20 protein-coding genes are annotated in these 18,464 nt (G+C 64.8%); 8 read left to right on the plus strand and 12 right to left on the minus strand.

The window, feature by feature from the left end:
• Nucleotides 1-79: 79 nt before the first annotated feature.
• Together ABID26_RS07840 and ABID26_RS07845 are read right to left on the minus strand one after the other, a co-directional pair.
• Nucleotides 80-1,489 carry an ATP-binding protein gene (locus ABID26_RS07840; protein ID WP_126098735.1) on the minus strand — a complete coding sequence of 470 codons (1,410 nt, stop codon included), beginning with the start codon at nucleotides 1,487-1,489 and terminating at the stop codon, nucleotides 80-82.
• Entirely contained in the window at nucleotides 1,486-2,202 is a 717-nt protein-coding gene (locus ABID26_RS07845) for a response regulator (RefSeq protein WP_126098736.1), read from the minus strand. The genes ABID26_RS07840 and ABID26_RS07845 overlap by 4 nt, the downstream gene beginning before the upstream one ends.
• A gap of 237 nt (nucleotides 2,203-2,439) precedes the next feature.
• On the opposite strand from ABID26_RS07845, the gene ABID26_RS07850 reads away from it, so the two are divergent.
• The 4 genes from ABID26_RS07850 (at nucleotide 2,440) to clpS (ending at nucleotide 3,943) form a co-directional block, all read left to right on the plus strand.
• On the plus strand, nucleotides 2,440-2,742 hold the full coding sequence (locus tag ABID26_RS07850) for a hypothetical protein (protein ID WP_126098737.1): 303 nt from the start codon (nucleotides 2,440-2,442) through the stop codon (nucleotides 2,740-2,742).
• Nucleotides 2,743-2,781: 39 nt separating this feature from the next.
• Nucleotides 2,782-3,021: a hypothetical protein gene (locus ABID26_RS07855; protein ID WP_292343606.1), complete on the plus strand. Its 240-nt coding sequence runs from the start codon at nucleotides 2,782-2,784 to the stop codon at nucleotides 3,019-3,021.
• Nucleotides 3,022-3,169: 148 nt separating this feature from the next.
• Nucleotides 3,170-3,511, plus strand: coding sequence for a hypothetical protein (locus ABID26_RS07860; RefSeq protein WP_292343608.1), 342 nt, complete (start codon nucleotides 3,170-3,172; stop codon nucleotides 3,509-3,511).
• Between the two features lie 126 nt (nucleotides 3,512-3,637).
• Nucleotides 3,638-3,943, plus strand: a complete 306-nt coding sequence (clpS, locus tag ABID26_RS07865) for an ATP-dependent Clp protease adapter ClpS (RefSeq protein WP_126098740.1) — start codon at nucleotides 3,638-3,640, stop codon at nucleotides 3,941-3,943.
• Between the two features lie 52 nt (nucleotides 3,944-3,995).
• On the opposite strand, the gene ABID26_RS07870 is transcribed toward clpS, so the two are convergent.
• The 4 genes from ABID26_RS07870 to ABID26_RS07885 are packed head-to-tail and all read right to left on the minus strand — an operon-like array spanning nucleotide 3,996 to nucleotide 10,908.
• Nucleotides 3,996-6,083, minus strand: a complete 2,088-nt coding sequence (locus ABID26_RS07870; protein WP_292343610.1) for a hypothetical protein — start codon at nucleotides 6,081-6,083, stop codon at nucleotides 3,996-3,998.
• A 3-nt stretch (nucleotides 6,084-6,086) separates the two neighbouring features.
• A complete protein-coding gene (locus tag ABID26_RS07875) occupies nucleotides 6,087-8,903 on the minus strand; it encodes a DUF4159 domain-containing protein (protein ID WP_292371332.1) in 2,817 nt (938 codons plus the stop codon).
• Nucleotides 8,900-9,904: a DUF58 domain-containing protein gene (locus ABID26_RS07880; RefSeq protein ID WP_292343614.1), complete on the minus strand. Its 1,005-nt coding sequence runs from the start codon at nucleotides 9,902-9,904 to the stop codon at nucleotides 8,900-8,902. The genes ABID26_RS07875 and ABID26_RS07880 overlap by 4 nt, the downstream gene beginning before the upstream one ends.
• A complete protein-coding gene (locus tag ABID26_RS07885; protein WP_292298812.1) occupies nucleotides 9,904-10,908 on the minus strand; it encodes an AAA family ATPase in 1,005 nt (334 codons plus the stop codon). Before ABID26_RS07885 ends, ABID26_RS07880 begins: the two co-directional genes overlap by 1 nt.
• Before the next feature lie 145 nt (nucleotides 10,909-11,053).
• Here ABID26_RS07885 and ABID26_RS07890 point away from each other — a divergent pair, with 145 nt between their 5' ends.
• From ABID26_RS07890 to ABID26_RS07900, 3 genes are read left to right on the plus strand one after another with little or no spacing between them, the layout of a single operon-like run.
• Entirely contained in the window at nucleotides 11,054-11,683 is a 630-nt protein-coding gene (locus tag ABID26_RS07890) for a DUF1285 domain-containing protein (RefSeq protein ID WP_292343669.1), read from the plus strand.
• Nucleotides 11,683-12,315 (plus strand): CoA pyrophosphatase, encoded by a 633-nt coding sequence (locus tag ABID26_RS07895; protein WP_292298810.1) that lies wholly within the window; start codon nucleotides 11,683-11,685, stop codon nucleotides 12,313-12,315. The genes ABID26_RS07890 and ABID26_RS07895 overlap by 1 nt, the downstream gene beginning before the upstream one ends.
• Entirely contained in the window at nucleotides 12,312-13,580 is a 1,269-nt protein-coding gene (locus ABID26_RS07900) for a CCA tRNA nucleotidyltransferase (protein ID WP_292343616.1), read from the plus strand. Before ABID26_RS07895 ends, ABID26_RS07900 begins: the two co-directional genes overlap by 4 nt.
• A gap of 28 nt (nucleotides 13,581-13,608) precedes the next feature.
• Here the strand turns inward: ABID26_RS07900 and ABID26_RS07905 are convergent, their stop codons facing one another.
• The 5 genes from ABID26_RS07905 to hemF form a co-directional block, all read right to left on the minus strand.
• Complete coding sequence (locus ABID26_RS07905; RefSeq protein ID WP_292298807.1) at nucleotides 13,609-14,589, minus strand: S8 family serine peptidase; 981 nt, start codon at nucleotides 14,587-14,589, stop codon at nucleotides 13,609-13,611.
• Between the two features lie 103 nt (nucleotides 14,590-14,692).
• On the minus strand, nucleotides 14,693-15,271 hold the full coding sequence (locus tag ABID26_RS07910; RefSeq protein WP_126098747.1) for a hypothetical protein: 579 nt from the start codon (nucleotides 15,269-15,271) through the stop codon (nucleotides 14,693-14,695).
• A gap of 270 nt (nucleotides 15,272-15,541) precedes the next feature.
• Nucleotides 15,542-15,727, minus strand: a complete 186-nt coding sequence (locus tag ABID26_RS07915; protein WP_059188453.1) for a DUF1059 domain-containing protein — start codon at nucleotides 15,725-15,727, stop codon at nucleotides 15,542-15,544.
• A 289-nt stretch (nucleotides 15,728-16,016) separates the two neighbouring features.
• On the minus strand, nucleotides 16,017-16,367 hold the full coding sequence (locus tag ABID26_RS07920; RefSeq protein WP_292298804.1) for a DUF1344 domain-containing protein: 351 nt from the start codon (nucleotides 16,365-16,367) through the stop codon (nucleotides 16,017-16,019).
• A gap of 154 nt (nucleotides 16,368-16,521) precedes the next feature.
• Nucleotides 16,522-17,436: an oxygen-dependent coproporphyrinogen oxidase gene (gene hemF, locus ABID26_RS07925; protein WP_292371331.1), complete on the minus strand. Its 915-nt coding sequence runs from the start codon at nucleotides 17,434-17,436 to the stop codon at nucleotides 16,522-16,524.
• A 121-nt stretch (nucleotides 17,437-17,557) separates the two neighbouring features.
• On the opposite strand from hemF, the gene ABID26_RS07930 reads away from it, so the two are divergent.
• Complete coding sequence (locus tag ABID26_RS07930; RefSeq protein WP_126098750.1) at nucleotides 17,558-17,815, plus strand: hypothetical protein; 258 nt, start codon at nucleotides 17,558-17,560, stop codon at nucleotides 17,813-17,815.
• 3 nt (nucleotides 17,816-17,818) lie between these two features.
• On the opposite strand, the gene soxR is transcribed toward ABID26_RS07930, so the two are convergent.
• Nucleotides 17,819-18,262, minus strand: a complete 444-nt coding sequence (gene soxR, locus ABID26_RS07935; RefSeq protein ID WP_292371330.1) for a redox-sensitive transcriptional activator SoxR — start codon at nucleotides 18,260-18,262, stop codon at nucleotides 17,819-17,821.
• Between the last annotated feature and the right edge of the window lie 202 nt (nucleotides 18,263-18,464).

Genomic DNA, 18,464 nt, shown 5'->3' on the forward strand with positions numbered 1-18,464 from the left:
GCTGTAGAGCGGGCCGCACTATCACAAGGATGGCGCGGCTAATCCAGTCCCGGCAGCCGTCGAAAATGCGCCTGCTGACTCAAGCTGCCAGCGGCAGGCGCAGCTCCGTCAGCAGGCCGCCGCCGGGATGGTTGGAAAGGCTGATCTCGCCGCCGGCGCCGCGGGCGATGTTGCGGGCGATGGTGAGGCCAAGACCCAGGCCGCCGGTCTCGCGGTTGCGCGACTGCTCGAGGCGCACGAAGGAGCCGAACACCTGATCCAGCTTCGCCTGCGGAATGCCCGGACCCTCGTCGCGGATGGTGAGCGTGATCGTGTCGCCCGACCGCCGCACGCCGATATGCGCCTTCTTGCCGTAGGTGACCGCGTTCTGGACGAGATTGGTGATGCAGCGGCGCAGCGCCACCGGCCGCGCGATGCAGATCAGGCCGCGCGTCGGCGTGGCGTCCTCGTCGAATGAAGCATCCTCGAACATGTCCGCGACGGACTCTACCAGCGACCAGAAATCGATCCGCTCGGCCTTTTCTTCCGTGACCTCGAATTTGGCGAAGTCGATCACTGAGCTGGCGATGCTTTCGATGTCGGCGAGGTCATGCGCAAGCGCCTCGCGCGTCTGCGATTTGCGAAGCAATTCGAGCCGCAGCCGCATCCTGGTCAGCGGCGTGCGCAGATCATGCGCGAGCGCCGCCGCCAGATGCTCGCGGTCCTCGACATAGTCGCGCAGGCGCATCTGCATGGCGTTGACCGCCTTTGCCGCGGCGCGGATCTCACGGCTGCCGGTCTCGGCGATCGGCGGGCTTTTGAGATCGTTGCCGATGCGGTTGACCGCCGTCTCCATCATGCGATAGGGCGCCGTCAGCCGGCGCAACGACCAGATCGACATCACGACGATCAGTCCCGCTATCAGCGAATAGAGCGGCAGGCTGTCCCAGCTCAAGATCGGCCCTGCGGGCGTGATCGGCTCGGTGAAGTTCAGCCACTGGCCGTCGGAAAAGCGCAGCGATGCCGTCAGCTTGTCGCTCTGGGCAAAATCCGCGGCCAGCACCAGAAGATCGCGCTCGACCTGGCCGACGTCCTTGTTCATCACTTGCCCGTCCGGGGCGTCTGCTTCCTGCGTTGCCGGGTCGCGCCGCACACGCGCGTCGGTGACGCCGAACTTGGACAGGCGGCCGACCAGAATGTCCTCCAGCTCGGCCAGCTGGTCATCGCCGGCGATCGAGGAGGTGACGGCGGGCGTGTCCGAAACGGTCAGCGCATAGGTGGCGTTGAACAGGCCGGACGCGGTCGCCTTGCGTTCCTCGGGCGTGGTGTCATGCATCAGCTGCACCAGCGAATAGGCGCGGTCGTTCAGCCGGTAGAGATCGACCACATCGTTGGCGGCGGCGCGGTCGCGCGCCACGATATAGAGCGTCGCCACCTGGCTGATCATCAGGCCGGCAATGACGATGAGCAACACCCAGACAGGCAGGGTCTGCGGCAGGAAGCGTCTCATTCGGCGGTCGTTTCGGGCAGAAACTGATAGCCGCCGCTGCGCACGGTGAGGATCAGCTTCGGCGTCTTCGGATCGTCCTCCATCTTGCGGCGCAGGCGGCTCACCAGAATGTCGACGCTGCGGTCGAAGCTGTAGCCGGTGTCGCCGCCCGAAAGCTCGATGAGCTGCTCGCGGGTGAGCACGCGCTGCGCGCTCTTGACGAAGGTCTGCAACAGGTTGAACTCCGCCATCGTCAGCTCCACCCGCACGTCGTCGGGCGCCGTCAGCCGGCGGCGCGAGCAGTCCATGGTCCAGCCGGCGAAGCGGTAGATCTGCTTGGCGGCGGGCCGGCGCGGCTCGGCCGTGCCGTTGCGCCTCAGAACCGCGCGGATGCGGGCGAGCAGCTCGCGCGGATCGAAGGGTTTCGGCACATAGTCGTCCGCGCCCATCTCGAGGCCGACGACGCGGTCCGTCGTTTCGGTCACCGCCGTCAGCATGATGATCGGTGTGGTGTAGTTGGCGCGGATCTCGCGGCAAAGCTCCAGCCCGCTCTTGCCGGGCAGCATCACGTCGAGGACGATGAGATCGACCTGCGCGCGGCGCAGGATCGCCTCCATCTCGGTGCCGTCGGCGGCCACCGTCGTGTGCAGTCCCCGCTTCTGGAAGAATTCCTGAAGCAGGTCCCGTATGCCCTTGTCGTCATCGACGATCAGTATGTGCGCGTCGGATTTCACGAGAACCCCGCGATTGCTGTGGCCAAGCCGTCCTTCGGTGATCACCCACACGATAGAATTCGGGCCACATCTTGGCCAGTGGCGACGATTTGGGAAGGGGCGGCCTCCCCAGAAACACTTCAGAAACAAAATTCTACAGTCGGGAAAAACTCGTGAAAAATTTCAAGGGCATAACTGGTGTCGTGGCGGTCAGGTCATCGGCTGCGACGCAAGTTTCGGGAGTAACGGGCAATACCGATGCAGAGGTTCTGGATCAGCGTGATGGGTGCTTTGCTCAGCATGTCCCTCATCACAGCCGCGGTCGGGGCTTCCAACGCAAAGGTAACGCCGCTGACCCGGGCCGAGCGCTGCACCAACCTCAGCCGTCAAGTTGACGAAGCCTTCGAAACCCATGCCGCGGCAACGCAGGTCACCGCGGCGAAGGCACTTCAAAGAAAGGGAAACCGGTTCTGCGCCGCCAAGAAACAGGCACAGGGCATCCGGATGCTCGCAAATGCTTTGAAGCTGCTTGGAGTGACACCGATCGACCCGGTTCAGTGACGCTCACCTCCTCGACCCGCATGAAAAGGAAATGAAGCCATGAAGAAGTCCATCCTCTCCGCCCTCGGCCTCAGTGTTGCTCTCGCCTTCGCGATGCCGACTCTCGGCAACGCCGCCGCCACGACGACCGCTGCTCCGGCCGCTTCGACCACGACCACCGCTCCGGCCGACAACACTGCAAAGCCGCCCGTGAAGAAAGTCGCCGCGAAGAAGCACAAGAAGGCTTCGACGAAGAAGGTCGTCAAGAAGACCGACAAGAAGGATGCTCCGAAGACCTGATCCGGGTCTCGGCTCTTACTTCCACAAAAACCGCTCCAGCCGGTTTCGGCTGGGGCGGTTTCGGGCGACCGAAGGCGACCCGGCTGCTTCAGCCGCGACAGCTTGATCCTTAACCCGATCGCAATGCCGGTGCTTTAGGACAATCCGCATGAGGAAGCGGCTTTCGTCCCTGACGCGTTCGTTGACCCTCGGCGGCCTGATTGCCACCGTGGCTGCAACAGCGCTGATCATCTTCACAGCCAGCCCAGTGCCGGATCCTGCAAGCGGCAGGACCGAGCCGGAGCTTTTCGCGCCGGCGATCTCATCGAGCTTCGACTACATCACGCCGGCACAGAGCTGGATTCTGATCGTGCTGACCGGCACAACGCTGATCGGCTTCGCCGCCTGGATGGTTGCCGCGTTCAGGGAGCGCGGCTCCGACATGGACGACGGCGGCTCCGGCAGATCCGGCACGGCGATGCGCCGCACGATCGGGCGGCAGGGCCGTTGAACGGTAGGCAGCGCTTTCCCACATAACTGGCGTGTCCGTCCGCAGCCACAGCGGGCAAAATGGACGAAACCTTCCTTGCATGACAGAGTGCAAGCGAGAAACCCAGTTGCCAACTGGTGGATTCCGATGCCTGAAACCGTCGTTAAACCGCGCACCAAAACGCAGCCGAAAACAGAGCGGCCAAAGCTCTACAAGGTCATCCTAGTCAATGACGACTTCACGCCGCGCGAGTTCGTGGTGACGGTGCTCAAAGGTGAATTCAAGCTCAGCGAGGATCAGGCGCATCGCGTGATGATCACGGCGCACACGCGTGGCGTTTGTGTCGTCGCCGTCTTCACGCGTGACGTCGCCGAGACCAAGGCCACGCGAGCGACCGATGCCGGCAAGGCCAAGGGCTATCCGCTGCTGTTCACGACAGAGCCGGAAGAGTAGGAGCGGCACTTCTTCCTTCTCCCACAAGGGGAGAAGGGAAGAGTAGTAGCCGCTACCTTCCTTCGCGATACCACATCGAGCCGATGGCCAGGAGCAGCAGGCCGAGGCCGAGGAAGCCGCCGAACAGCGGCACGCGCGAAACGGCCTTGAGGCTGCTGTCGTTGGTGGTGCGCAGCCCGATCCAGTCATCGCCCGATGCAGCGCCCGAGGAGCGTACCGGCACGATGGAAGGCAGCGCCACGCCGCCCGAAAGGTTGCCAAGCATGGACGACGGAGCGAGCCTGCGCACGCTGCCCCCGGTCGCCTCAGCCGGTGCCTTCAGCCTGTCTTCGGTGGAAATGACATCGGAGAATTCCGGCGCGTTGATCGGGCCGACATGGGCAAGCGCGGTGAGGTCGCCATTGCCTACCTGATAGAGGCCGATCTCGGTGGTCTGCAGGCTGCCGGTGAAAATCCCCGGCTCGGATTTTTGCAGCTTGACCGTCATCGCCTTGCCGGATGGCGTGATCACCTGGGCCGGGCCTGGATCATCGCTCATTGTCTGGCGCCTTATTTCCAGCACCATGCCGCGGCCATCGGCGGTCAGCCGTTCCTCTTCCAGCTCCGGTTCCTTCATCAACCAGTGGGCGATGCGGCGATAGAGCTGGACATGCGGCCCGCCGCCTTCGAAGCCGCGCGCCCACAGCCAGCCCTGGTCGGAAAGCAGCATCCCGACCCGGCCCTCGCCCTTGCGGTCGAGCACAAGCAGAGGGCGATCGTCGGCCCCTTTCAACACCACCTCGCCCTCGGGATTCTTGACGCCGATGGTGCGGAACCAGCGGCTCCAGTGCGGCGGATCGGTGGCCGAGCCGTCGAGCCCGCGCGTCACGGGGTGACGCTGGCCGAGATCGGTGAGACGCGGATAGAAGGCCTTGTCGACGACCTCGCCGGTGGGCATTGCCGGCAGGGCCGATATCAGCGGCGTGCGGGCAATCGAGCTCTCGCCGGCATATTCGGGGCCGGCGGCGATCAGCAGTGCGCCACCCTTTTCGACATATTCGGAGATGTAGTCGTAATAGAGGATCGGCAGCACGTCGCGATGCTGATAGCGGTCGAAGATGATCAGATCGAAATCCTTGATCTTTTCGACGAACAGTTCGCGCGTCGGGAAGGCGATCAACGACAGTTCGTTGATCGGCGTGCCGTCCTGTTTTTCCGGCGGCCGCAGAATGGTGAAGTGGACGAGGTCGACTGACGCGTCGGACTTCAAAAGGTTGCGCCAGGTGCGCTCGCCGGCATGCGGCTCGCCGGAGACCAGAAGCACGCGCAGATGATCGCGGATGCCGTCGACCAGCGCGATGGCGCGGTTGTTAGCGTCGGTCAGTTCCCCCGGCTCGTGATCGATTGAAAGCTGGACGATGTTGCGCCCGGCGTTGGGGATGGTGACCTCAAGCTTCATCGGCTGGCCGATGGTCGCATGTTCGACCGAGACCTGCTCGCCATTGACCGAGACCCGCACGTCGACCGGGCTGCCCTGGCCTTCGGTGGAAATGACCCGATAGCTCATGTCGAGCGGCTTGCCGACGAGACCGAAGCGTGGCGCGTTCTCGAAGCGGATGCGGCGGTCCTTCTCATGGTCGTTGCCGGTGATCAGCGCATGCAGCGGCGCGTTGAAGTCCGGAGCGCCGGTCGGCGCGTCATGCACCTCACCGTCGGTGATCATGATCGCGCCGCCGATGCGCGAGGGCGGCACGTCGCGGAAAGCGCTCTCCAGCGCGCCGAACAGCCTGGTTTCCGTGCGCTCGTCGGCGGCCTCGGACTTGCCGGCGTCGACCATGCGGACATCGAATTGCTTGAAACGGCCGAGACGCTCCTGAAGGCCAGCCAGGGCCTCGTCGGTCTGCTTGGTGCGGTCGCCGATGTCCTGGCTCTGGCTTCGGTCGACGATGACGGCGACGACGCTTTTCAGCGCCTCGCGTTCCTCATCGAGGAAGACGGGGTTGAGGAGCGCGGCTCCAAGCGCAAGCAGGGCGATGAAGCGCAGGACCGAGCCGCGCTGACGAAACCACAGCCCCGCCAGCGCGAGCAGCAGGAGCGGCACGATGGCGACCCAGAACAACGGCCAAGAAACGAGCGGCTCAAAGGAAATCGACCAGTTCATGACCTACTGTCCCAGCCGTTCGAGCAGGACAGGCACATGCACCTGGTCGGATTTGTAGTTGCCGGTCAGCATGTACATCATGATGTTGACGCCGGCGCGCAGCGCGTAGACGCGCTGCATCGGATCCGGCGGCACGGTCGGCAGCATCGGATCGCCGTTCTCGTCGATCGCCCAGGCGCCGGCGAAATCATTGGCGGTGATCATGATCGGCGACACGCCGTCGCCGGTCCGCACCGGACGGTTTTCGGTGTTGCTGGCGTCGAGCGAGGTCTCGACCCAGAGCGGACTGCCGTTGAAGCGGCCGGGAAACTCCGGGAGGATGAAAAAGGATTTCGTCAGCACATGGTCCGATGGCACCGGTTCCAGCGGCGGCACGTTGAGGTTGCCGAGGATGTCGCGCAGCCGCTCGGTCGCCGGGCTTGCCGAGCCGGCGCCGATGCCGTTGGAGAACTGGTCGCGCGTGTCGAAGAGAACCGTGCCGCCCTGCTGCATATAGGCATCGATGCGCGCGATCGCCGCTTCGCTGGGCATCGGCGCGGTAGCGTCGATCGGCCAATAGATCAGCGGATAGAAGGCCAATTCGTCCTTGGAGATGTCGACGCCGGCCGGCGGGCCGGGCTCCAGCGCCGTCTTCTCGATCAGGAAGCGGGTCAGGCCCTCGAGCCCTGCGCGGCTGATCGAGTCGACGCCGGGCTCGCCGGTGATCACATAGGCGATGCGGGTTTTCGAAATATCCTCGATCGCCTGCGAATCGCCGGGCTTCGAATCATCCGCGCGGGCAAGATCGGCGTGGCCGAAGAGCCCGCCGAACACGATCAGCACGGCAGCGGCGGTCGCCGTGGCGCGGCGTGGCCGGCGCGAAAACAACCCGCCCATCCACAAGACGGCCAGCGTGTCGAGGACCATCAGCAGTAGCGCGGCGGTAACCAGCGGGCCCTTCAGGTTCTCCGATTCATCGAACGCGTAGGGAATGGCAGTCACCGGCAGCGAAACCTGCGGCTGAGCGAGCGGCGCGAACGTGCTCGAAGCGTTGAGCAGGTTGTGGGCGAAGACGCCGGTTTCCGAGCCGTAGAGGCCGGGCGGGTTTTCCAGCGTCACAGGCAACGGGCCGGCGCCGGGCACGAGCGGCCGCGCATCAGGCGTCGGCGGCACCAGCGTGCCGTCGGCGCCGATCATGCGATAAGGCGCCAGCGACGCGGCGGCAGCCTCGGCATTGGCGACCGCGGCGCCCTGGTTGCGCGACAATTGCACGATGCGCCTCAGCATCTCGACGAAGCTACCGGAGATCGGCAGGTTCGACCAGGTTGCTTCGGGCGTGACGTGGAAGAGCACGAGCGTGCCCTTGTCCTTCTTCATGCCCGTGACCAGCGGCGTGCCGTCGGCAAGCGTGGCCCAGGTGCGCTCGACGATGTCGGGCGTCGGTTCGGCCAGCACCTGCCGGCTGACCGTCACTTCGGTCGGCGGCGCGAGATCGGCGAACGGGCCGTTCTTCGGGAATTCGGTGACCTGTTGCGGCGTCGTCCACGACAAAGCACCGCCCAGCGCGCGCTCGCCGCTGCGCAGCCTGACCGGCAAGAGGTCGTCGTCATTGCCGGCGGCGGCCAGCCTTGAACCGGCAAAGCGCACCAGCGTGCCGCCCTTGTCGACCCAATCGGCCAGCCGTTGCCGGACCTGCTCGGGGATGGTGCCGACATCGGCCATGATGATCATCGCCGGCTTCTGGTCGAGAAGCTGCGGGATGGCGTCGGCCAGATCGGCGCTCGACGGCTCGACCAGGTCGGCGAAGGGCCGCAGGGCGCGGCGAATGTAATAGAGCGGGGACAGAAGCGGTTGCGCCTGGTCGGCCTCGGCCTGCGAAAGCAATCCGACGCGGCGGCGCTTGGAGCTTTCATCGAGCACGCGCACGGCACCGGCCTGATGCTCGCCGTCGAGCGCGACCGAGGCGAAGTCGTTGCGCAATTCGAACGGCACCTTCATCGTTCCGGTGGCGGTGGTCTGACCCGGCGCGAAGCTCAGCGTCGCGTCGGCGATGCGGCGGCCCTTGTCGTCGAAGGCGCCGGCCGTGACTTGGGCCAGCGCGGGATCGCCCGGCGCGCGGACGGCGGTCAGCGCGAAGCCGTCGACCTGATTGTCGGCACCGGTCAGGCCGGTCAGCGAGACCCGGTCGGAAGTGGCCCAGACCAGTCGCGAGGCATTTTTTTCGAGAAGCGTCCTGAAAGCCGCTTCGTCGCCGTTGGCCGCCAGCCCGTCGGCAAGCACGGCGACACTGGCGCCCGGCAGGCGCTCCAATGTGGCGGCGACACGGGCATAGACGGCGGGGCGGTCGGTCGGGATCGGACGCGGCTTTGCCGCGCGCAGGCGGTCGAGCGCGGCCGACGCATCGAAGGGGCCGATCTCGGCATTGGGCTTCTCGGCGGTGAAGGCGATGACGACCGGCACGCCGTTCGAGCCGGCATCGGCGATCAGCCGCTCGGCAGTGGCGACGCGCTTGCCCCAATCGGCGGCGCTTGCCCAGTCATTGTCGATGACAAGCGCCAGCGCCGAGCCTTCCGCCGGCAGTTTTTCGCGCGGATTGAACACCGGTTCCGCAAGCGCGGTGATGACAAGGGCAGCCATCAGCAGGCGCAGCAGCGTCAGCCACCAAGGGCTTTGATGCGGCGTCTCTTCGCGCCTCAATACGCGGGCGAGGATCCTGAGCGGCGGAAAGACTTCCGTCTGCGGCCTGGGCGGCGTAAGCCTCAGCAGCCACCAGATCACCGGCAAGGCCAACAGGCCCCACAGCACCATCGGCGCGCCGAAGGAAAGCGGCAGCCAGTTCATGCGACCGCCTTTCCGGGATCACCACCGCCGGCGGTAAGCCCGGCATGACCGGCGGTCAGCCCGGCATGACCAGTGGTCAGCCCGGCATGACCTGTGGTCAGCCCTGGACGGCTGCTGTCGGCGGTCATCGCCATGTGGACGCGCACCAGCGCCTCTGAGGCGAGGCGGTCGGTGTGGTTGACGGTGAAGCTCCAGCCCAGACGCTTGCACCAGCCGGCCAGTTCCTCGCGGCGGGCGGTATAGAGCAGGCGGTATTCCTCTTTGAGCGTTTCGGCGCGGCCGGCGGTCAGCTTGTCGCCGGTTTCGGGATCGGTGAATTCGGTGCGGCCGGCATAGGGGAAGGTCTCCTCAGCCGGGTCGGCGACCTCGATCAGATGCGCGCGAACGCCGTGACGGGCGAGCACGTCGAGCCAGGCCATCGTTTCCTCGACCGGATCGAGGAAATCGCTGACGATGACGATGTCGCAGAAGCGACGGATGGCCGACAGGTCAGGCTTGGCCGGCAGCTCGCCGGCATGGCTGAGCTGGGCTGCGATGCGCTCGGCGCCGTTGCGGGCGGTGAACGGATCGGTGAGGCCCGGCCAAGCGATGCGCTCGCCGCTGCGCGACAGAAGCTCGGCCATGGCGAGGGCCAGCACCAGCGCGCGCGATTCCTTGGAAACGCCGGCTGCCGCGGACTTGTAGAGCATGGAGGGGGAGGGGTCGGACCAGAGCCAGACCGTGTGAGCCGCCTCCCACTCGCGGTCGCGCACATAGGTGTGGTCGTCACGGGCCGAGCGGCGCCAGTCGATGCGCGAGGAATCGCCTTCGACATAGGGCCGGAACTGCCAGAAATTCTCGCCGATGCCGCGCTTGCGGCGCCCATGCCAGCCGGCGATCACCGTGTTGACGATGCGGCGCGCCTCGACCAGCAGATCCGGCACCAAAGAGGCCCGCAACCGGCCACGAGCGAGCGCGTCGCGCGTCGCAACCGGTGCCTGGACCTCGCCTATTCGACCCATCAGATGCCTTTTGCCAGTTTCGCCACCACGTCGCGCACGGAAGTGCCTTCGGCGCGGGCAGCGAAAGTCAACGCCATGCGATGCTGCAGCACCGGCTCGGCCAAGGCACGGATGTCGTCGACCGACGGCGCCAACCTCCCATCATATAGGGCGCGCGCCCGGGCGCACAGGGTCAGCGCCTGGCTGGCGCGAGGACCTGGACCCCAAGCGACGTGCTTGTCGGTGTCGGCGTTGCCCTGGCCGGGGCGGGCCGAGCGTACCAGCTTGAGGATCGCCTCGACGACGCTTTCCGGCACCGGCATGCGGCGGATCAGCGTCTGGATCTCCTTCAGCCTGGCCGACCGCAGCACATTGTCGGCCTTGGCCTCCTCGACACCTGTGGTTTCAAGCAGGATGCGGCGCTCGGCCTCGATCTCCGGATAAAGGATATCGACCTGCATCAAGAAACGGTCGAGCTGCGCCTCGGGCAGCGGATAGGTGCCTTCCTGCTCCAGCGGGTTCTGTGTCGCCAGCACGTGGAAGGGCGAGGGCAGGTCGTGGCGCACGCCGGCGATGGTGACGTGATATTCCTGCATCGCCTGCAGCAGAGCCGACTGGGTGCGCGGCGAGGCGCGGTTGATTTCGTCGGCCATCAGAAGCTGGGTGAAGATCGGCCCCGAAATGAAGCGGAAGGAGCGCTTGCCGAACTCGTCCTGTTCCATCACTTCCGAGCCGAGGATATCGGACGGCATCAGGTCGGGCGTGAACTGGACGCGGCGGGAATCGAGGCCGAGCACGATGCCGAGCGTCTCGACCAGCTTGGTCTTGGCGAGGCCCGGCACGCCGACCAACAGCGCGTGGCCGCCGGCAAGCAGCGCCACCAGCGTGCGCTCGACAACGGCTTCCTGGCCGAAGATCACCCGGCCTACGGCGTCGCGGACCTTCGAGATGTCGGCCAGCGCCTTCTCGGCCTCCTCGATCATCGCTTTGTCGCTCAACGGGCTTTCCTTGATCATCACGCTCATGCCGTTCGATCCTTGTGGTTGGAAATACCGGCCTGCACTCTCAGAGCCGCAGAATGCCGCGATTCGGCCTCGCCTGGCGCCTGCGATTGAACTTAAATCACAGACTTAGGCTGACAAGCGAAACAACAGTGACTATTTCGTGACCATGACCGATCATTCCGGATATCGCGAGCAGAGTTTGACCGGCGCCACCGAGGCGCGCGGGCTGGAAGCGCTGATCTCGCGGGCGGCGCGCGCGGACAAGGGACCGGCTCCGGTGGAGCGCTGGAATCCGGAGTTCTGCGGCGATCTCGACATGGAGATCAAGGCCGACGGCACCTGGTTCTATCTCGGCACGCCGATCGGGCGCATGCCATTGGTGCAACTCTTTTCGAGCGTCCTGCGCAAGGATGCCGACGGCAGAACCTATCTGGTGACGCCGGTGGAGCGCGTGGGCATCCGCGTCGCCGATGCGCCCTTCATCGCCGTCGAGATGAACGTGTCGGGGACCGGCGACGGACGGGTCATCACCTTCCGCACCAATGTCGGCGACGTGGTCGCCGCCGGGCCCGGCCATCCGCTGCGCTTCGTCGACGAGGACGCGACCGGCGGCCTGAAACCCTATGTGCTGGTGCGTGGTCGGCTGGAAGCCCTGGTGGCGCGGCCGGTAATGTACGAACTGGTCGAACATGGCGAGGTGATCGACATCGACGGCAAGGCAATCTTCGCCGTCCGCTCGGGCGGCGAGGTCTATCCGATCATGCCGGCCGAAAAGCTCGAGAGGCTGAGCGCGTGATGGACCAGGTGGCGCCGTTGCCGTTCTCGATCGCGGATTTTCGCGCCCGCGTCGCGGCACAGGCCGAGGCGCAACCCGGCGACGAGTTCGGCGATCATCGCTTCAATCCCGGCCACCCGAGGTTGAAACATATCAAGCCGCTGCGCGATGCCGCGGTGCTGATCCCGGTCATCGATCACGCCGATGGCGCGACCGTGCTGCTCACCAAGCGCGCCGAGAAGCTGCGCAGCCATTCCGGCCAGGTGGCCTTTCCCGGCGGCACCATCGATCCGACGGACCCCGGCCCCGAGGCCGCCGCGCTGCGCGAGACTTTCGAGGAGATAGGCCTCGACCGCGACCATATCGAAATCATCGGCCGGATGCCCGATTATGTCTCCGGCAGCGGCTACCGCATCGTGCCGGTGCTTTCCGTGGTGCGGCCGGGCTTTTCGCTGACGCTCAACGCCGACGAGGTCGACGCCGCCTTCGAAGTGCCGCTGCGCTTCCTGATGGATCCCGCCAACCATGCGCGCGACAGCCGCATGTGGAACGACCTCGAATGGTTCTTCTACGAGATGCCCTATGGCGGCCAGCGCATCTGGGGCGTCACCGCCGGCATCGTCCGCACGCTCTATGAAAGGCTCTATGCATGAGCGCGAGGGTGTCTCTGTCTGGCAGGGCCGACTGGCTGGGCGAAAAGCACCTGCAGAAGCTGCTTGACGCCCTGAAGGAAGGCGGCGAGGAGGCGCGCGTCGCCGGCGGCGCGGTGCGCAATGCGCTGATCGGCCAGCCGGTCGCCGACATCGACATCGCGGCGACGACCCTGCCTGAGGAAACGATCCGCCGCGCCGAGGCCGCCGGCTTCAAGACGGTGCCGACCGGTATCGAGCACGGCACGATCACGGCGATCGCCGGCGGCAAGGCCTATGAGGTCACCACGCTCAGGGCCGATATCGAGACCGACGGCCGGCGGGCGAAAGTGACCTTCGGGCGCGACTGGAAGCTTGACGCCGAGCGGCGCGACTTCACCATCAACGCGCTCTACGCCGAAGCCGACGGGACGGTCGTCGATCTTGTCGGCGGCGTCGCCGACATCGAGGCGCGGCGGCTGCGCTTCATCGGCGATCCGGAAGCGCGCATCCGCGAGGATTATCTGCGCATCCTGCGCTTCTTCCGCTTCTTCGCCTGGTATGGCGACGGCCGGCCCGATGCCGAAGGCCTGAAGGCCTGCGCCAGGCTGAAGGACGGGCTCGGCAGGCTTTCGGCTGAGCGCGTCTGGGCCGAGCTGAAGAAGCTGTTTTCGGCACCCGATCCTTCGCGCGCGCTGCTTTGGATGCGCCAGGCCGGCGTTCTCACCGCCGTGCTGCCGGAGAGCGAGAAGTGGGGCATCGACGCCATCCACGGGCTGGTCCGGACCGAAAAGGATCTAGGCTGGAATGCCGATCCGCTGCTCCGGCTGGAGGCCGTCGTTCCGCCGGATGCCGCGCGCATGAAGACGCTTGCCGAAAGGCTGAGATTTTCGACCGGCGAAGGGGGACGTCTCCGGCGCTGGGCGCTGACTGCACCGCCTGACTCCAAGACGACCGAGACGGAGCTGGCGAAAAAGCTCTATTTCGGCGATCGCGAAGGCTTCCTCGATCGACTGCGGCTCGCGCTTGCCGCCGCGCGGACACGCGCCGTCGAGGACAATCAGGCGATGATGGAAGCCGGCGGTTTCTCGCGCCTGCTCGGCTTCGCCCTAAAATGGCAAAAACCGGTGTTTCCGATCAAGGGCGCCGACCTGACCGAACTCGGCGCGTCGCCCGGCCCGAAGGTTGGCGCTACGCTGAAAAACCTCGAAAAGGAATGGGTCGAGTCTGGTTTCATACTAGACCGCGGCGCGCTTCTCAAACGCGCCGCGCAAGCGCTCGAGGCTTAGAGCGGCAGCCCGGACCGATCGGTGCCGGTCAACGTATCGATACGGGAGCCAGGGCGCGCGAAAGGCTGGCTTCGCCCTTGCCGTAGACCGAGGGATCGTAATTGACCAGCGTGTCGGTGCGAGCCGTGTTGAGCAGGTCGTTGGTGATCTGAACCGGCGTCGCCTTGGTGAACTTGCTGCCGATGATCGCGGCATATCCGGAGATGATCGGCGCGGCGAAAGACGTGCCGTAAAGGCCGGTCTTGTCGCCCTCGACGCCGACCACCAGGAAGTGGCTCTGCACGGCGGTATTGGAACCGGCGTAGTTGGAATACCAGGCAAGCTCGGCCTTGTTGGCTGTCGTGCCGTTCGTCGACAGCGCGCCGACGAAGATCGCGGTTTGCTTGCCGATCAAAGCGAGGTCGAGATAGTCCTGCTGGCCGCCGGTGACCCCGCCGACCGCGACCGCGTCGTTGCCGGCAGCTTTCGAGACTATGGCCGATCCCTTGGTGGCATAGGAGATGATCGAGGCTTCCTCCTGAGCCCAGCCGATCTGGCTGACGCTGTAGCCGGCGTTGGCGTACATGCCGTAACTGAGGTTGAGCACGTTCCGGCCGCCTGCCAGCGGGACGGCGGTGCCGCTAGAGAAATCCTTGGAGCGGATGGTCGCCGCGGGAGCGATCATGCTCGCCTCCTCGCGCGTCCATTCGCCATGCCGCTGGGTCTGCACGCCGATGCCGAAATTGCCGGAGAAGCGCGATGAGCTGCTGAAATCGTCGACGATGGTGATGGTAACGCCCTTGCCCTTGTAGCCCGCCGCCCATGCCGCGCCGACGTCGGGGCTCATCCAGTTCTGTACCGTCTGGGTCGTCCGCGCGACCGGGATCTTTGCGCTCGCGCATATCGATTGACCGCCGTGGCACAGGGCGGCCGTCTCGTCCGCGTCGAGGGCTTCCTGTGCCGATGCGATGGACGCCGGCAGAAGGACGAGAGCCGCGGCAATACCGAACTTCCAGAAATTACCAGACATGGTCTTACTCCCGGTCAACCAAGGAAAGAGGATGGCAGGAACGAGGACGGACGATCGCGGACTTCGGGAGCATGAAGATTTCTCATGCACGGCTTCCCGCCGATCAAAAGGTAACACGGTAATTGAGCCACAGGCGCAGCCTCTCGGGTGTAGCGTTAACCAGATATTTCAGCGTGTCCTCAGGCGCCATCTCGCCGGCCGCGAGCCGGCAGTTGACGCTGTAGGTGCCCAGATCCCCGTAGTCGGCGACGCATGGCTTTTCAGTCAGATTGCCGCCGATGATCGAGGTGACCGAAAGGGACAAGGTGCTGTTCAGACTCGGATGGGTCTGGGTGAGGAAGCCGAGCTTGAGGCTCGGCGCAATGCGGTACTTCTCGGCTTGCTCCCCGGTGCCGAACCCCCACAGGATGCCGCTGTTTTCGGTCAACTGGGTGAGCAGGTCGACATGCATGTCGACCCAATTCGCGTGGTACCACCGATTGAACGAGACCTGGCTTCCGTCCTGCAACTCGTAGCCGCCATTGCCAAGTCCTCTCGCGCGCTCGCTGAGCGGCGAGCCCTGGTGGATATCGACGAGCGACGTGGTCATTTCCTGAGCGGCCACGGGCGACGCGCCGACGAACGCGCACAATAGGAGCGCCGCTGCGCGGAAACCGCCTCGATTGTCGGATCTTTCGCGCATGCGCGAGGCACCTCGTCCCACCGGATCCGGCCAGCGCCTGGTCGCGAACGGCTCCTCGGACAGCCGCTTGTGACCGGATCATGCGCGCGACGATCGCATGCATACCGTTACCGCGGGGTTATCTAAGCCGATACGAATATAAGTTTTGCTTGAATTCAGCGAAGCCGGCCATTGTCGGCGGCCGGGGCGCAAATAGAGCGAGATGCGCCCGAATGCTGCATCCCGCTCGCGTCCCTGTTGGTGGTCGCGCGAAATCCGCGAGCGGATGCCTCAGGCCGCGTCGCGGACCTTCTGGATGCGGGAACGGATCGCCTCGATCATCGTCTCGCGGATGATGGTTTCGCCGTGGGTCTCGCGCATGTGCTCGACGGCACGGCGCATGACCTCCGCCTCTTCCTCGGCCCGCGTGTGCCAGTCACAGCCAGGGACGAGTGTTCCGCATTGGAATTCCTTCATGGGTTTTCCTTTCCTCGCTGCGGAGCGGTTCGGCTTTGACCACTCCAGTTATAGTTTTAACGCAATCCCGCATGGAAACCGCTGGGCACTTTCCCTGGAATTGCTCAAGTGGATAACCATAACACATGTTGCCGACTTCGGTTGCATCAAGAGTCGTGCTGTCCGGAGCGCTCCATCCAGGCCCTGAAACCCAAGAGGCGGAGCAGTACTGCTCCGCCTCCTTGCTGCCTGATCTTGCTAAAGTTGCGTAGGCCGTCGCTTCATGATCTTGCCAAGGCCGAGCAGGCCGTCATTTCATGATCTTGACGGCCTCGGCAATCTTGTTCTTGCCGCTCATATCCCAGGAAACGCGGACTTTCTCGCCCGGCTTGATGCCCGGATCCTTGAAGGCCTTGGCCAAGGTGAAGGTCGATCCGTTGTCCAGAACAAGGCTCATGGCCGTTCCATCAAAGCTCTTGACCGTGCCCGTGGTGTGCTTGACCGCGGCGAACGCGGCGCCACCGGAGGCGAGAAAGGCAGCGGCTGCTGCCGTCACAATAAGCTTGCGCATTGGCATGCTCTCCTGGAATGCGGGCACCGTATGAAAGGCACCCCTCTCGATCAGGGCCGTCCGGTCGCGTCGGGTCGCGGCTCGCAGCAAAGACGAACCGCCGGCGCTTCCCGACCCGGCAACGTTAAATAGCTCAATTTTTTCAAAAGGATATTAGACGAAAAAGAAATCGTAGCCGCCACATTGCGCGCCCAGATTCGGCGAATGGGACATCAATGCGGCCTTCTCTCCGATCACCGGATTTTTACGGCCACTTTACCTCGGGCGGCAGGCTGGACAGGATCGAGGCGACGTTGCCGCCGGTCTTCAGGCCGAAGATGGTGCCGCGATCGTGAAGCAAGTTGAATTCGACGTAACGGCCGCGCCGGATGAGCTGTTCGTCGCGATCGCCGTCGGTCCAATTCTGGTTGAAATTGCCCCGCACCAGGTGGGAATAGACGACGAGGAAAGAGCGTCCGACGTCCTGAACGAAATTGAAATCGGGGTCCCAGCCGCCCTTGTCCTCGCCCGAATGCAGCCAGTCGAAAAAGATACCGCCGATGCCGCGCGGCTCATCGCGATGCGGCAGGAAGAAGTACTCGTCGCACCACGCCTTGAACTTCGCGTAGTCGGCGACCGCGGCGTTCTTCTCGCAAGCGAATTGCATGGCGCGGTGGAAGGCGAGCGTATCGGGATCGTCCTGGGTGCGGCGTCGGTCGAGCACCGGCGTCAGGTCGGCGCCGCCGCCGAACCACTGGCGCGTGGTCACCACCATGCGCGTGTTCATGTGCACGGCCGGCACGTTGGGGTTCCAGGGGTGCGCGATCAGCGAAATGCCGCTCGCCCAGAAGCGCGGATCGTCCTCGGCGCCGGGGATCTGCTTGCGGAATTCGGGAGAGAATTCGCCATAGACGGTCGATGTGTGCACGCCGACTTTCTCGAAGACACGGCCGCGCATCATCGACATGGTCCCGCCGCCTCCCTTGCCCTCGTCGCGCTCCCAGGGCGTCTTCTCGAAATGCCCGGGCGACCAGGACGATAGCGGTCCGGTGAGTTCCTGCTCGATCTGCTCGAATGTGGCGCAGATGCGCTCGCGCAGCGCCTCGAACCAGAGACGGGCCTTCATCTTCTTCTGTTCGATGTCGGCCGGCAGGCCCACGGGAAGGTCAGGTCGTTCCAATTCCGTCTCCAGTTACAGGCCCATTCGCCTGACAAATGACTCGTCTTTTCAGGGCGCGATCCCTAATCTCTTAAGGGCAAGGGTCAAGTCCTGTCTGATCAAGGCACAAAGGAGTTCCTTCGTGCGTACCCCGGCAAGACCGCCGCTGGATGGCTTGAGGAAGAGGTTGGAGCGCTCGCGGGCCGAGCGCGAAAGAGGGCCGCGCGACGGATTCCTGCGCGAGACCTTCGTGCTGCCGCGCCCGGCCGCGCGTCTCAAGGCGAAGGAATGGTTCGAACGCTTTCCCAAGCAGGCCTACTGGACCGAGATCGAAAGCTGGTTCGAACGGCCGGGCGACGTCATTGAATTCACCATGCGCCGGCTGCCGGCGGCCGATTGACCATCAGCGCGCTACCAGCCGCCTCGCTCCCGTGCCTTCTCTGGCCAACCGATCGTCCTTGTTCCTCAGCGGGCATTTGTCGATCGACATGCAGCCGCAGCCGATACAGTCGGTCAGCCCGTCGCGCAGATTCTTCAACTGGTCGATCTTGTGGTCGAGTCCGTCGCGCCAGGACGTTGAAAGCAGGTTCCAATCCTCGCGCGTCGGCGTGCGGCCTTCCGGGAGGGACCGGAATGTCGCAGCGATCTCGGCGAGCGAGATGCCGACCTCCTGAGCGATACGGATGATCGCCACCCGCCGCAGCACATCGCGGCCGTAGCGCCGCTGGTTGCCCGCTGTGCGATGGCTGCGGATCAGGCCGCGCGCCTCGTAGAAATGCAGCGCCGATACCGCCACGCCGCTCCTCATCGCCACCTGGCCGACCGTCAATTCCTTCACCGGAGCCATTCGCAGTTTCCGCTTGACCTCAAGTTAGGTTGAGCTTGTAGCGAGGAAATCCTGGCAAGGCAAATTGAGGAGAAGGCGATGTGCGCCTGGGTGAGAATGACGGCAGAAGGAGAGGCGGTCTGCGGTAGCGAAGGGCTGAGGATGCTGGCTCGTTGTTTTGACGCAATTCCGGACGGTAGGCTACGGCAAAGGCGCCGAGCCC

This window comes from Mesorhizobium shonense (assembly GCF_040545255.1).
Lineage (GTDB): Bacteria > Pseudomonadota > Alphaproteobacteria > Rhizobiales > Rhizobiaceae > Mesorhizobium > Mesorhizobium shonense.